This window comes from Helicobacter pylori (assembly GCF_900120335.1).
Taxonomy (GTDB): domain Bacteria; phylum Campylobacterota; class Campylobacteria; order Campylobacterales; family Helicobacteraceae; genus Helicobacter; species Helicobacter pylori_BU.
Map to the genome: position 1 here is coordinate 1,146,003 of NZ_LT635477.1, position 14,724 is coordinate 1,160,726.

The window sequence follows — 14,724 nt, forward strand, 5'->3', positions numbered from 1 at the left end:
ATTTTTTTGATTTTACATTGAAAGGATTTGTTGATGAGTTATTTTTATAAGCGTTGTTTGAAATTTTCGTTAGTGGGGTTACTGGGTGTGGGGTTTTTGAGCACTCAGCTTGACGCTAGGAGTTTTATTGATGGGGATTTAGACATTCAAAAATTCAGCTATGAAGATTCTTTGCTTAAAAAGGGAGATCCTAATGGCGTGCATAAGGTGCAAGTGCGAGATTATAAAGGCAAAATGCAAGAAGCTGAGATCCATTCAGAAATACGCATTGCGGTTAAACCGGGGGTTAAAAAAGAAGTTAAAAAAGGCAAAATTTATAGCGCTCAAATCAATGATGGCATGTGCTATGCTTTTAGAATGCTCCAAACCGGCGATAATACCACAAGCCTTGATTCTAAAGAGTTCCCCAAGCAAAGCCGTGAGAAAAAGGGCCAAGTGATCACTTTAATCGGTCAAAATGAAGTGCCTTATCTTATTTTAGAGACGGATTGCCAAGTGGGTGATATTGCAAAGATCTCTTTGGTGGGTAATTTTGATGGGACCGGGTTTCTTACGGAATATAAATTCAAAGGCGCTAAACCCATTTACTAGTCTTCTTTTAGCTCCATTCTTAAAATCTCTTAATCTTTTGTGGTTAGGGGATTTTCTTATTCGTTGCGGATATTTTTGATCGCATCTTAAAAATTTTAAAAACCCTGTTTGTGTTTTTGCTTCAAGCGTTAAAAAAAGCTCTGTCCTCATCAAGCGCTGATAAATAAAACCTTATTTAACTTTGGCATTTTCAATTTTTAAAACAATCTAAAACAACCAAAGAAAATAAGAGAGAAAACAAGTAGGGAGAGAAACCCCCCCTTTTTTTAGGAGTTTTCTTCTTGCTTATACCCTTTAAGCGCAAAGAAGAGAATATAAAAATAGCATAACAACGGCACACCATAAGCGTAGAGCAAATTCGATTCGGTTGCTGTGAGCATGTCTGTAACCACACCTTGAATGGGGGGGATTAACGCCCCTCCTACAATCGCCATGCTAATCACCCCAGAAGCCTTAGAAGTGAGATGCCCTAAATTGAGCGTAGCCAAAGAAAAGATTGTAGGGAACATGATAGAGTTGAAAAAGCCCACAAAAGTCAGAGCGAATAAAGCGATCTTGCCTCCAATGAGAATAGCCAAAGCGATAAGCGCAATAGAGCTTAAAGCGTTGAAAGCCAGGTATTTATTAGGGGCAATTTTATTCATCAAAACACTGCCTAAGAAACGGCCCACCATCGCGCCTCCCCAATAATACACCAAGTAATGCGCGCTTGATTGAGGGTCTAAATTCAAAAGCTTTTCAAAGCTTAGCACCAAGAATGATCCAATCGCCACTTCTCCCCCCACATAAAAAAAGATCCCCAAAGCCCCAAAAACAAAGTGTTTGTGCGAAAACAGGCTTTTTTGCGTCGTTTCTTTGGGCATTTCTTTTTCCACATCAGGCAATTTCAAAAGATACATGATGAGCGCTAAAAGAAGCGAAAACGCCGCCAAGCCCAAATAAGGCATTTGAACGCTTTTAGCGTCCGCTAATTTGTCTATCAAACTTGCATTATCGCCCATTTTAGTCGTGCTAAAAATCAACAAGCTCCCAAAAATAGGCCCTAAAGTCGTGCCAAGCGAATTGAACGCCTGGACTAAAACCAAGTTTCTGGCTTCTTTACCTTTAGAAAGCAAGGTTACAAAGGGATTACCGGCAGTCTGTAAGCACACAATCCCGCTCGCTAAAATAAACAACGCTCCTAAAAAAAACCCATAGGAGCCAAAATGCGCCGCCGGATAAAACAACGCGCACCCGCTCGCTGTGATCACAAAACCAAGCACCACGCCAAAAGGGTAGCCGATTTTACTGATCACATTCCCAAAAACTCCTCCCATGATGAAATACGCCCCAAAAAAGCAAAATTGAATGAGTGAAGCTTCAAAATAGGTCAAGTCAAAAATGGGCTTTAAATGCGGGATTAAAATGTCGTTTAAAACCGTGATAAAACCCATTAGAAAGAATAGCGCCGTCAAACTCCCCAGCGCCAGAGTGTTAGAAGTTTTTTGCATACCTTCTCCTTTTTTATTGAGTTGATATAATAATAATGATATTACAATTATTTTAAGATAATAATCTGTCTAAATAAAGAAAAAGAGGCATGAAATGGGTAAAAAATGCAAAGCCCCTTAAAAAGAGCTTAACGAAAGATAAATACAGAAACAGAAATGATGCAGAGAATGATGATGCCTGAATTGAGCGCTTTGAAGTCTTTTTGAACCAATTTGATGATACTATAAGACAAAAAGCCAAAGGCTAAGCCATCGGCAATGGAGAAGGTTAAAGGCATCATCACCACGGTTAAAAAAGTGGAAACGCTAATGGCCATGTCTTTAAAATTCACCCCCTCTAACACGCTAAACATCAAAACCCCTACTACCACTAGCACCGGATAAATCGCGTTGCTAGGAATGGCTTTTAAAAGAGGCAAGCAAAAGAGCGTTAAAACAAAAAATAGCCCAGTAAAAACCGCTGTAAGCCCTGTGCGTCCCCCCTCTTCAACCCCACTCGCACTCTCTATAAAAGCGGTCGTGGTAGAAACGCCTACCACCGCACTCCCTAAAGAAGCCACCGCATCCGCTTCTAAAGTCCTTTCTAATTCCTTGTTTTTTTCTTCATCATTGAAAAAATCAGTCTTGTGGCCAATCCCTGCAAGCGTGCCTAAAGAATCAAACAAATCGGTTACAAAAAAAGTGATGATGACTGGCACTAACGCTAAAGTAAAAGCCCCGCTCGCATCAAAAAAAATGCCTTTAATGTCTAATTGGAAAGCGATAGGGCCAATGCTAGCGGGCATGGAAAAAAACTCGCTAGGGTAAGGGGCTAGCTTTAAAACCCATGCGAGAATGGAAGTGATTAAAACCGCTATAATAAAAGAACCCTTGATTTTAAGCGTGTAGAGCGCGAAAGTCAAAATGATCCCCACAACCCCCAATAACACATGCGGATCGCCAAAATCGCCTAAGGTTACAAGCGTAGCCTTATGGGTAACGACAATATGCATTTCTTTGAGGCCAATAAATGCGATAAAAGCCCCTATCCCCGCGCTCACCGCACGCCTTAAATCGCTAGGAATGCTTCGCATGACCCAACTTCTAAATTTAGTGAAAGACAAAATCACAAAAATCGCTCCCGAGAGCGCTACGATGCCTAAAGCGCTTTGCCAGGGGAGTTTTAGCCCCTGAACCAATCCAAAGCTAAAATAAGCTGACAACCCTAAGCCCACGCTCATAGCGATGGGGGTGTTTGCCCATAACCCGTTAAACACGCTCGACAAGATAGTGATAATAGCTGTCGCGCTCAAAAGGGCTTCATAAGGCATGTTGGCTTGAGAAAGGATAAGAGCGTTTAGTGGCACGATGTAAATCATGGTGATAAAAGTCGTTAAACCCGCTCTAAACTCGGTGGCAATGTTAGTGTTGTGTTCTTTAAGCTTGAAAAACCCCATGTTAGATAACTCCTTACTATTTGGTATAGATTAATTTAATAAGGGGCTTTGGGTTCATGCTAGCGCTATTTTATTTTAAATTGCCTTAAGACGCTTGATTGTGTTGTTTCAATCAAAAGAAGTGAGTAAAAAATCCTTTTTTTAAAACTCCGCTTGTAAAGTCATTTTAAATTCTTTAATGGTTTTTGAAAAAGCGTTTTTTTAAATTTGATTGGTATCGGTTTTAAGAGAGATTGTTATAAAACAAAGACCCCCATAAGTTGGATTTATGGGGATAATCTTCAAAAAGGAGCTTGCCATGAAAACTAAAAATGGCGAAAGCGAATATATTATACCTTAAAATTTCTTTTTTGGGGTGTAAAGCGGTTGTTTTTTTTGAAAATTTTTAGCTTTAGAGGTTTTTTATTGGAGTTAATCCCCCCCCTTTTTAAAAAAGAGGGTTTTCAATAAGCAAACACATAATTGAGATACACGCTATAGAGTCTTCGGTATTCTAGTTTAGTTCCCAAGTAAGAATAGTAATTCGTGTTAATGGTAGGGATCTTCACGCCCAATTCCATGCCATGTTGCGCGGAATGATCGCTGTCTTTTTTCTTAGGCCTAGCGAGATTGGTTCTCAAGCCTAAATTGAATAAGAATTGGAAATTAGCCGTATTCACTTTAGCGCTATAAACATTGCTGATGGTTTTTAAATTCACGAATTGAGAATTAAGCCATGAAGTCCCTGCTAAGGCGATACCTCCAAAAAGCCCCACGGAAATCTTATTGTTCTTGCCTAAGAAATTGGTGTTTTTATCATTGATGAAATTAAACAATAAATCGCTACCCACCCCATAAGTCCAAACGTCAGAAGCCGAGTTAAAAAAGCTGGATTTGATATAGGTATGGTTGTAGTCAAAAAAGCCGTAATACCTTAACCCCCACCTTCTTTTTTGACCAAAGAATTGTTTATAACCCGCTTGCACCCCAAAGCCGTTCATCGCCCCGTTATTGGTTTGAGAGCCAATCATACCCACTCGTTTGAAAGGGTTATTGCCGAGTTCTTGAATAAGGGTATTGGCTAGGGTTTGCACTTGATCGATTTGAGGCGTTTGGTTGTTAAAATCAGCAACACTGCTTTTTAATGAAGTTAGAGTGGTTTCTACGCCCGCGCAACCTTTCCCCCAAGTAGTATTCATATTTTGCTGTGTCATATTTGAACTACTCACACCACTCACATCGCATTTTCCTATGTATTCTTTAAGATAGCCTGAAGAAAGTTTGTCAAAATCGCTTGCTACCTGATTGGCTAATTTTAAAATTTCTGTTTGAGATTGAGCGTTTTTGAGCATGCTTTGAGCTAAAGCCGTAAGACTGCTAGGAGAGTTAAGGTTGAAATTATTGGGTTGGGTGATATTTTTGGGTTGGTTGGCGTTAAGTTGTTGGGTTTCTTGAACGATTTTTTGCGCATTATTAATCATGTCTGAAGTGGCACTAAATTCCGTACCAAAAGTCTCACACGAATTTTTGCCGCCACCGGCTGTTTGCCATGAAGGGGTGTTTGTAGTAGCTGTGCCACTACTTCCACTACTAGATTTCGCTATCAACATGGGGCAATAATCTTTAAGGGTATTGACAATCGTTTGCGCTTGAGTCAAAAGATTTTGCGCATCATTAGTCGTATCAATAACAGAAGTTGTCGTTTTAGTTTGATTATCTTGCTGATACTTTGATGTGGTTACATGCGCTTCTAATTTTTCCCCTTTGCTATTTAAAGGAGCAAGCCCGGCTTGTTTTAAAGCTTTTGAAAGAATCTGATAAGCTTCATGGATTTTTTCATATTGCTCAATAGATAGAGAAACATTTTTGTCTGCTTTTAATGTATTTGTGCCATTAGAACTATGAGTGCCATTACTATTTGTGCTCCCACCGCAATTGATTGTAGTGCCATTGCCATTCTCATCGGTGTAGTGGAAATTTTTTTGATTGTTTTCGCCTGGACTTTTGGTATAACCTCCGCATACGACCGCATAACCCATGCTATTCCATAACCCTAACGCCGATCTTAGTGCTAAAAGCGTGGCTTGATAGGCAGGGGAATTGGTTGTCCCACCAGCTAAAGTTTTTGCGCTTTCATTCAAATTATTAACCGCTTGATTGATCGCTTGCGCGCTTGTTTTTGAGCTAGTGCCATTATCGTTGGCTAAAAGCTTGCTTAATTGTTCATAAGCGTCTGAAAGCTTTTGTACCTTGTCGGCGTTTTTCACCTTTTGAACCGCTTCACCGATTTGATAGCCCACGCTTAAAAAAACGCCGTTGTCTTCAGCATGGAGCAATGACGCCGCAAGAGTTAGAGAAAGCAAAATCGTTTTTTTCGTTTTTTTCATAAAATGTTCCTTAAAGTAATGTTTTATTGCAAAAAATGTATCAAAATGAGAATTTATTTACAATGAGTTTAATTTTACCACAAATTTATTGGATTTCAAAAAAAGTTTTAGGGTGTTTTGATGCGCTCAATCAAGCTTTTAAGAGTGTTTTTAATTTAATTGGGATTAATTGGGATTTGGTTTTAGAAAGATTGTTGTAAAATAAACGCCCCCATAAGTCGGATTATGGGGATAAATCTATAAAAGGAGTTTGTCATGGCTACCAAACATGGCAAAAACTCTTGGAAAACATTATACCTTGAAATTTCGTTTTTGGGGTGTAAAGTGGTTGTTTTATTGAAACGATAGTTTTGTAAAACGAAGTTTCTGTAAAACGGTAGCTTTTGTTTTTCCAAAGTTCCCTTAAGGCTTTTAGCTTTAAGGGTTTTCCTTAAAAGTTTATCCTTAACTTATGGGGGGCAACAAAAAAGGCTAGCCCATCATCTCTAAGGCTAGAGTTATCATGTTATCAAAGCTTTCTATTCTTTCTTTAGGGCTTAGGGCTTCTTTAGTGATCAAGTGATCCGAAACAGAGCATAAGCATAAAGCCTTAGCGTTCAATTCCATCGCCGTGGCGTATAACCCTGCCGCTTCCATTTCAATAGCCAAGTGGTTGTATTGGGCCATTAAATCAAAAGTGTGCGTTTCAAAAGAATAGAAAAAATCGCTTGAAAAAACATTGCCTATTTTCAAATCAATACCCAAACGCTTTGCTGTTTGATACGCCCTTAAACTCAATTCAAAATCAGGCGTTGCGCTCAAATCGTGGTTTAAAAAACGCACCCGATTGGTTTTAGAATCCGTTGAAGCTCCAGTGGCCATGACAATGTCTTTCAGGCCAACTTTTGGGCTAATCGCCCCGCAAGTGCCAATCCTTAAAAGCTCTTTAACTTGATAGGTTTTAATAAGCTCCGTTACATAAATCGTGCATGACGCAATGCCCATGCCATGCCCCATTAAAGAAATCCCCTTACCCTTATACTTCCCGCTAAAGCCTAGCATGTTACGCACATTCGTGATCTCTTTAGCGTCTTGTAAGAATTTTTTCGCAATGTAGCTCACCCTTAAGGGATCGCCGCATAAAAGGCATTGAGGATAAAAATCGCCGATTTTAGCGTTGATGTGAGGGGTCATGGTTGTCCTTTAAAGTTTAATAAGTTTTTGCCATAATCTAAGGGGCTTAATCCCAAAAAGTGAGCGATACTCTGCCCAATATCCGCAAAAGTCTCGCTCTTGCCTAAAAAGGCTGGTTGTAAATCCTTGTGGTAGAACAAAATGGGAATGTATTCTCGTGTGTGATCGGTGCCTTTAAAACTGGGATCACACCCATGATCGGCGCAAAGAATGAGCAAATCGTTTTCCCTTAAATTGTCTAAAACCTCTCTTAAGCGCACATCAAAATACTCTAAAGCGTTAGCGTACCCGCTAACATCGCGCCGATGCCCATAATCGCTATCAAAATGCACAAAATTCGTAAAAATCAAGCTGTTGTTTGGGGCGTTTTTGACTCGCTCTAAAGTCGCATCGCATAATTCCATTAAACTACCGGCTTTGAATTTTTGAGTGATCCCCACATGGGCGTAAATATCAGCGATTTTCCCAATGCTAATGACTTCGCCTTGTTTTTCTTCAATGAATGTTTCAAAAAGCAATTTTTTATGGGGCTTTATCGCATAGTCTTTGCGATTGGCGGTGCGTTTGAAATTCTCTCTATTAGTGCCAATAAAGGGGCGTGCGATCACTCTGGCGATCTTTAAAGGCTCTAGAATTTGAAACGCTTCTTCACAAAGGGCGTATAAATTATCCAGCCCAAACCTTTCTTCATGCGCAGCGATTTGAAACACCGAATCCGCTGAAGTGTAAAAAATGGGGTATAAAGTTTCTAAATGCTTTTCGCCTAAATCTTTAATGATTTCTGTCCCTGATGCGTGGCAATTCCCTAAATAGCCCTTAATCTTAGTTTTGTGCATGATTTCATCTAAAATTTCTTTAGGAAACGAATCATTTTTGTCTTTAAAATACCCCCATTCAAAAAGAACGGGCGCGCCCATCATCTCCCAATGCCCAGAAATCGTATCTTTAGCGCTAGAAAGTTCTTGCGCATAAGCGTAAGCCCCTATTAGATTGGGTTTCAATTGAAAGCCTAAGGGCAATTCGTTTGTGGCTTTTAAAGCGCTCAAGCCTAAACCCAAACCCTCTAAATTGGGCAGTTTCAAAGCCCCATTGCGATCGTTAGAATTAGCCAGGTTATTGAAACAAGCCTTAGCGATATTGCCTAAAGTGTTCGCCCCCAAATCGCCAAAATCCTTAGCGTCTTCGCTAGCCCCTATACCAAAAGAATCCAATAATAAAATTACCACTCTTTTTTGCATGCCTTATCCTTTTAATTGGCGCTTAACCCTATGAATAACCCGGCGATAGTCGCGCTCATGAAATTAGAAAGCGTGCCTACAAGCACCGCTTTTAAAGCAAGCCTGGCAATGAAATCTTTCTTTTTAGGCACTAAACTGCCAAGCCCCCCAATGAGCATGGCGACTGAGCTTAAGTTAGCGAACCCGCACAACGCAAAAGTGATGATCGCTTTGGTTTTCTCGCTCAAGATTAAAGGAGGGTTATCGCCCAAATAAGGCAATAATTGCATATAGCCCACAAATTCATTGAGCGCGATTTTAATGCCTATGATTTCCCCGGCAATCCCAGCCTGGCTCCAAGGAATGCCTAACATAAAGGTCAAAGGTTTTAAAAGCGTGCCTAAAACCACCCCTAAAGACAAATGCTCCATGCCTAAAAACCCCCCTACAACCCCTAAAAGCCCGTTAATGAGCGCGAGCATCCCCACAAAGGCTAAAAGCATCGCCCCCACATGCAAGGCTAAATGAAGCCCTGTGCTTGCCCCATTAGCGATAGCTTCTATAATATTGACATGCTCTTCTGCAGAAACATCTGCATGGCTAGAAATGGTTTCGTTTTGCGGGTAAATGATTTTAGCGAACAACAACCCCCCAGGAGCGGACATAAACGATGCGGCGATTAAATAAGGTAAAGGAATGCCCATGCTCGCATACCCGGCTAACACAGGCCCCGCAACGCTAGCCATGCCCACGCACATGACCGCAAAAATCTCTGAATCGCTCATGCTTTTCAAATAAGGCTTAATGACTAAGGGCGCTTCGGTGTGCGCTACAAAAATATTAGCCGCTGCGCTCATGCTTTCTGCTTTAGAAGTGCCTAAGCATTTTTGCAACGCCCCACCGATGAGGTTGATCACTAAAGGCATGATTTTTAAATAATATAGAAGTGAAATCAAGCTAGCAAAAAAGATAATGATCGCTAAAACGTTGATCGCAAAGATAAAGCCTCCTATCCCTTGATCGCCCTTAGCGTTTGGAGCGAGATTGCCAAACAAAAAGCGTACCCCCTCATAGCCGTAACCAATCACGCTTTGTATGCCGCTAGCTAAACCCTGCAGTATTTCTCTGCCCAAAGGCACATATAAAGCCAACGCCCCCAAAGCCACTTGAATCACAAAGGCACTGACAATCGTGCGATAATTTATAGCCCTTTTATTGCCAGAAAACACCCAAGCAATAAGAAAAAGCACCGCCATCCCTACAACACTTAAAAGAGAGCTAAAAATCATCGTCAAATCCCTAATATTAAGAAATTAAAAGATGCAACGCTATTGTAGTTTAGGTTTGCTAAAAAAAAGATTAAACGAAAATTAAATGAAGATTAAATCAAATCATGGTGTCAAGAGGGGGACTTGAACCCCCGACCTCCGGCTTATGAGACCAGCGCTCTAAACCAGCTGAGCTACCTTGACACAAGCAAGAAAAATACAAAGCAAAAAAATAAAGAATAAGATTATACAAAAAATTTTCTTAAAAATCCATTAAATTTTTATTATCAATCCTACTTTCCTAAATTAATGATAAAAATTAGAGATTTTCTTGTAAAATAACCCGCATGTTTAAGAAAATTTTTCCATTAGCGTTAGTGTCGTCGTTGCGGTTTTTAGGGCTTTTTATTGTTTTGCCTGTCATCAGTTTGTATGCGGATAGTTTCCATTCAAGCAGTCCCTTGCTTATAGGTTTGGCTGTGGGTGGGGCGTATCTCACGCAGATCATTTTTCAAACCCCCATGGGCATTCTTAGCGATAAAATCGGCCGTAAAGTGGTCGTTATGGTGTGCTTATTGTTGTTTTTAATTGGCTCGTTAGTGTGCTTTGTGGCGAACGATATTATCACGCTCGTTATCGGGCGCTTCATTCAAGGCATGGGGGCTTTAGGGGGGGTCGTTAGCGCGATGGTGGCGGATGAGGTGAAAGAAGAAGAGCGCACCAAAGCGATGGCTATCATGGGGGCGTTTATTTTCATTAGCTTCACCATAAGCATGGCGATAGGCCCTGGGATTGTGGCGTTTTTTGGGGGGGCAAAATGGCTCTTTTTGCTCACGGCGATCTTAACCTTATTGAGTTTGTTGATGCTTTTAAAAGTCAAAGACGCCCCTAAAATTTCTTACCAAATCAAAAACATAAAGGCTTACCAACCCAACTCTAAAGCCTTGTATCTTTTATACATAAGTTCTTTTTTTGAAAAGATGTTCATGACGCTTATTTTTGTATTAATCCCTTTAGCCTTAGTGAATGAATTCCATAAAGATGAAAGCTTTTTAATCTTAGTGTATGTGCCTGGAGCCTTATTGGGGGTTTTAAGCATGGGGATAGCGAGCGTTATGGCTGAAAAATACAACAAGCCTAAAGGGGTGATGCTTTCTGGCGTGCTGTTGTTTATTGTGAGTTATTTGTGTTTGTTTTTAGCGGACTCTAGCTTTTTGGGTAAGTATTTATGGCTTTTTATTGTTGGGGTGGCGTTTTTCTTTGTTGGCTTTGCCACCTTAGAGCCTATCATGCAATCTTTAGCGTCTAAATTCGCTAAAGTGCATGAAAAAGGCAAGGTTTTAGGGCAATTCACTACTTTTGGCTATTTAGGGAGCTTTGTTGGGGGCGTGAGCGGGGGGTTGAGTTACCATCATTTAGGCGTTTCTAACACAAGCTTAATCGTTGTAGCTTTAGGGCTTATTTGGGGACTATCGCTCTTTTTACTCCATAACCCTTCCAAGCAAAAAAATGTCTATTTCCCCTTAGACGCTTATAATGAGGAACAATTTGAAACTTTAGGGGACAAAATCATTGAATGGTATGTCAATATTAGCGAAGAAATCATTATTGTGAAATATAATTCCGATCACATTAGCGAAGAAGAAATCATTCACTTAGCGCGAAAGTTTAGAAAATAAAATCAAGGATCAAAAATGGCCTATGAAATTTCCAAAAAAGTCTTGCACATTGTAGGCAAGACAAACGCCACTTACAAACTCATAGAAGAAGGCGATAAAATCTTGTTAGGGTTGAGCGGGGGCAAGGATTCTATCATGCTCGCTTGCATCTTAGCCAAGATGCAAAAACATGCCCCTTTCAAATTTGATTTTAAAGCGGTTACCGTGCATTATGGCTTGGGCGAAGATTTGAAATGGTTGAGCGATTTGTGCGAAGAACAAGGCATTGAGCATGAGATCATTTACACCCAAATCGCTGCCACGATCAACGAAAAACGCCGTGAAAAAAGCTCGTTTTGTTCGTTTTGCTCTCGTTTGAGGCGAGGGACTTTGTATTCTAAGGCTTTAGAAGAAGGCTATAATAAAGTCGCTATCGCGCACCATTTAGATGATGCGGTGGAGAGCTTTTTTATGAATTTTACTTATAACGGAAGTTTGAGGAGCATGCCCCCCATTTATAGGGCTGAAAACGGCTTATTAGTGATCCGCCCTTTGATTAAGGTTCGAGAAGCCAGTAGTATCCATTTTGTCACTTCTCAAAATATCCCCGTCGCCCCTGATTGCAATTGCCCAGCCAAACAGCCCACTTCCGATAAACCCCCTATCGCGCGATTAGCCACCAAAAATTTCTTAAAAGAAATGCAAAACTTGCACCCTCATTTCTTTGACAGCTTAGAGAATGCGTTTGATAACGTTCAGGCGAACAGCTTTAGCGACGCTAAATATTTAGACGCTTAAAGCTTTTATTCAAGCTTTTTTGTTGAGCATTTTAATCGCAATCGTGAATAACACCCCTTCAAAAATAGCCGCCATGAGCAATGCGTAATAGGTGTTTTGCGAGATCGCTTGCGCTTTTAAACCCACTGCGGCGGTGGTTACTAAAAAAGTTAAAGGCATAGAAGCCCCTAAGGCGAACGAAAATAAATGCTTAGCTTCTTTAAAGTATTTGCGCCACAATAAGGTTGAAGTGATCAAGTGCAAGCTTAACATCGCTATGACAATCAATATCCCTTGAAGGATCAAATGCGGGTTTAAAAACACTAATTTTAAGTCTAAAGTAGAGCCTACATGGATGAAAAACAAAGGCACAAAAAACCCAAAACCCACATCATTGAGCTTATGGATCAACTCTGATTTATGAGGGAAAAAAGTAGAAACGACTAACCCCGCCAAAAACGCCCCTAAAACCATTTCTATTTTGAGCCACACCACGATCGCAACCAGTGAAAAAAAGAGCATGAGCGAAAAACGCACATCTTGGTTAAACTGACTGCTTTTAGGCATCACAAAAAGCTTTAAATGCGGGAACCACCAAAACAAAGTCTTAAAGATTTGAAACGCCACGATAATTAAAATTAAAAAAACAATGAGAATGCCTAAATCTTTAATCAATTCCATGCCCAAACCATGCGAATACACCCCATCCACGACCACCAAACCAAAAATGCTTAACAATTCCCCAATAACGCCCACTTTTAAAACCAAATCAAGCCACAAAATCTCTTTACGATAATCTTTGACTAAAGTCATGATCATGCCCAAACTAATGATAGGGAAAATCACCATAAAAATAGGCTCTAAATTAAGGCTAAAAGTAAGGATGAATGAAAGCGTGTATAAGATCAACAGATAAGCAAAAATGCGTTTTAAAAGAGAAACCCCTAATTTTTTGAACAAATAAATTTCCACTTCCAAACCGCACAAAAACATTAAAAACAAAAAGCCAATTTCAGACATGATTTCAAAGCCTTTAGTTGGCTCAATAAAACCCACATACGCCCCAACAGACCCAAATAAAATCTCCACAACCGTGATAGGCAAACGAGAGATTCTAGACACATAAGGGGCTATCACGATTAAAAGCATGATGAGCGCGAAAGTGAAAAATTCTGCATGCATGTCTTAATTTTACCTTATTTATTGGTTAAGTTTTCAAAATAACGAGATTTTGCTCTTTATAAGTGGTGAAAACCCCTTTTTTGATTTCATAATAAGTTACCCCTAACGCTACCAAAAACGCTAAAAATTGCACGATAGGGTAAGTTACCCAAATGCCATTAATCCCATAGAAATGACTTAAAATCGGCAATAGGATAACGATAAACCCTAGCGTGTGCGAAATCGTGATGATAAACGAACTTTTAGTGCGTTGAATGGATTGGAAAAACACCGCGCACAACAAATTCATGCCTAAAAAAACATAGCCAACATAGTAAATATTCATCGCCCTTTTAGTCTCTTGCATAAAGAGCGCGTCTTGCTCGCTTGGCTGCAAATAAAGCTTGATTAAAAATTCATCTAGGAAATAATAAGCGCCATAGAAAAAAATCCCTATACAAAACGCCGCTTTCAAACCAAAGACAAACACGGCTCGCACGCGTTCTAAATTTCTAGCCCCATAGCTAAAACTCGCAATCGGTTGGATGCCTTGAGAAATCGCAAACAAAGTCGTAAAAAAGATAATCGCATTATACATAACGATCCCATACATGCTCACAAACCTTTCCCCAGCCGTGTGCATGATAGCGGTATTAAACAATAAAATCATAATAGAAGCACTAAATTCCGCCGTGCTTTGAGGCACACCGCTTTTAGCTGAAGAAATGACCGAAGACAAAGAAAATCGTTTGATGAAATACAACTGCCCTTTTTTGCGCCAAAAATGCTGCATTAAGACTAAAACCCCTATCGCATGCCCTATCACGGTGGCTATCGCGCTGCCTTGAACCCCCACTTCCAACACAAAAATAAACAAGTAATTGAAAAAGATATTCGCTAACGAGCCAATCAACATCGCCACCATCGCTAAAATGGGGCGTTTGTCATTCACCACAAAAACATCCGCCAAAGGGTGCAAAACCATAAAAACCGCACCCATTAAAATGATTTCAATATAGCGTTTAGACATGCTCAATAAGGCGTCATTGCTCCCAAAAAAACGCGCGATAGTTTCGCTAAAAGGCAGTAGCGCCATGCTCAAAATAAAGGCGCTTAGAGCGACAAAATAAAACACGCTGCTAAACACAAGCCTAGCCCTATGGGTTTTATTTTGACCTAAAAAATACCCCACAATACTCGCTGCCCCAAAACCAAAAAGCAATTCATACGCAATGAGTCCTGGAAAAATAGGCCATGCGATATTGACCGCAGCGATAGCTTCTTTACCCAGTTTTTTGCCCACAAACATGCCATCCACCATAGAGTAAGTAGAAAGTGAGATCATAGAAAAAACTAAAGGGATGAAGTAATAAAAAAAGAGCTTCCTAATAGAATCTTTATGCAAATCAATCTTTTTTTTGAGCATTTAAACCACACACCACCTAAAATTTATGACAAATTTTTCTATTTTAACATAAAAAGAGAGGCAATCTGTCCGTTCGTGCAATTGGATTTAAGCCGTATCACTAAATTTTAAAAATGGTTTTTAACGCGAAAGGGATTTTCCTTTATTGGGTAGTCCATTTA

At 40.0% G+C, this 14,724-nt stretch carries 12 protein-coding genes and 1 tRNA gene; 3 read left to right on the forward strand and 10 right to left on the reverse strand.

Translation table 11 applies throughout. From position 1 onward, the window contains the following. Nucleotides 1–33: 33 nt before the first annotated feature. A complete protein-coding gene (locus CS889_RS05565) occupies nucleotides 34–591 on the forward strand; it encodes a hypothetical protein (protein WP_089087087.1) in 558 nt (185 codons plus the stop codon). A gap of 266 nt (nucleotides 592–857) precedes the next feature. On the opposite strand, the gene CS889_RS05570 is transcribed toward CS889_RS05565, so the two are convergent. The 8 genes from CS889_RS05570 to CS889_RS05605 all read right to left on the reverse strand — a co-directional run bounded on the left by CS889_RS05570 (nucleotide 858) and on the right by CS889_RS05605 (nucleotide 9,745). Further along, entirely contained in the window at nucleotides 858–2,081 is a 1,224-nt protein-coding gene (locus tag CS889_RS05570) for a sugar MFS transporter (protein WP_089087088.1), read from the reverse strand. 128 nt (nucleotides 2,082–2,209) lie between these two features. Further along, complete coding sequence (locus tag CS889_RS05575) at nucleotides 2,210–3,517, reverse strand: NCS2 family permease (RefSeq protein ID WP_000505467.1); 1,308 nt, start codon at nucleotides 3,515–3,517, stop codon at nucleotides 2,210–2,212. Between the two features lie 443 nt (nucleotides 3,518–3,960). Then, the gene (gene hopQ / locus CS889_RS05580; protein ID WP_089087089.1) at nucleotides 3,961–5,883 is read right to left on the reverse strand and encodes a Hop family adhesin HopQ; all 1,923 of its coding nucleotides are present in this window, start codon (nucleotides 5,881–5,883) and stop codon (nucleotides 3,961–3,963) included. A gap of 182 nt (nucleotides 5,884–6,065) precedes the next feature. Then, nucleotides 6,066–6,278 carry a hypothetical protein gene (locus CS889_RS08670; RefSeq protein WP_089087090.1) on the reverse strand — a complete coding sequence of 71 codons (213 nt, stop codon included), beginning with the start codon at nucleotides 6,276–6,278 and terminating at the stop codon, nucleotides 6,066–6,068. A gap of 76 nt (nucleotides 6,279–6,354) precedes the next feature. Then, nucleotides 6,355–7,056, reverse strand: a complete 702-nt coding sequence (deoD, locus tag CS889_RS05590; protein ID WP_089087091.1) for a purine-nucleoside phosphorylase — start codon at nucleotides 7,054–7,056, stop codon at nucleotides 6,355–6,357. Then, a complete protein-coding gene (locus CS889_RS05595; protein ID WP_089087092.1) occupies nucleotides 7,053–8,294 on the reverse strand; it encodes a phosphopentomutase in 1,242 nt (413 codons plus the stop codon). Before CS889_RS05595 ends, deoD begins: the two co-directional genes overlap by 4 nt. An 11-nt stretch (nucleotides 8,295–8,305) precedes the next feature. Continuing rightward, nucleotides 8,306–9,562 (reverse strand): NupC/NupG family nucleoside CNT transporter, encoded by a 1,257-nt coding sequence (locus tag CS889_RS05600; RefSeq protein WP_001935541.1) that lies wholly within the window; start codon nucleotides 9,560–9,562, stop codon nucleotides 8,306–8,308. A gap of 105 nt (nucleotides 9,563–9,667) precedes the next feature. After that, a tRNA-Met gene (locus CS889_RS05605) sits at nucleotides 9,668–9,745 on the reverse strand. 182 nt (nucleotides 9,746–9,927) lie between these two features. Between CS889_RS05605 and CS889_RS05610 the strand changes: the two genes are divergently transcribed. Continuing rightward, nucleotides 9,928–11,220 (forward strand): MFS transporter, encoded by a 1,293-nt coding sequence (locus tag CS889_RS05610; protein ID WP_331712909.1) that lies wholly within the window; start codon nucleotides 9,928–9,930, stop codon nucleotides 11,218–11,220. Nucleotides 11,221–11,235: 15 nt separating this feature from the next. Then, nucleotides 11,236–11,997 (forward strand): tRNA 2-thiocytidine biosynthesis TtcA family protein, encoded by a 762-nt coding sequence (locus CS889_RS05615; protein WP_089087094.1) that lies wholly within the window; start codon nucleotides 11,236–11,238, stop codon nucleotides 11,995–11,997. Between the two features lie 9 nt (nucleotides 11,998–12,006). Here CS889_RS05615 and CS889_RS05620 read toward each other — a convergent pair whose 3' ends face one another. Both CS889_RS05620 and CS889_RS05625 read right to left on the reverse strand, forming a co-directional pair. Continuing rightward, complete coding sequence (locus CS889_RS05620) at nucleotides 12,007–13,158, reverse strand: cation:proton antiporter (RefSeq protein WP_000542846.1); 1,152 nt, start codon at nucleotides 13,156–13,158, stop codon at nucleotides 12,007–12,009. A 25-nt stretch (nucleotides 13,159–13,183) separates the two neighbouring features. After that, nucleotides 13,184–14,563: an HP1184 family multidrug efflux MATE transporter gene (locus tag CS889_RS05625; protein ID WP_089087095.1), complete on the reverse strand. Its 1,380-nt coding sequence runs from the start codon at nucleotides 14,561–14,563 to the stop codon at nucleotides 13,184–13,186. Nucleotides 14,564–14,724: the final 161 nt, after the last annotated feature.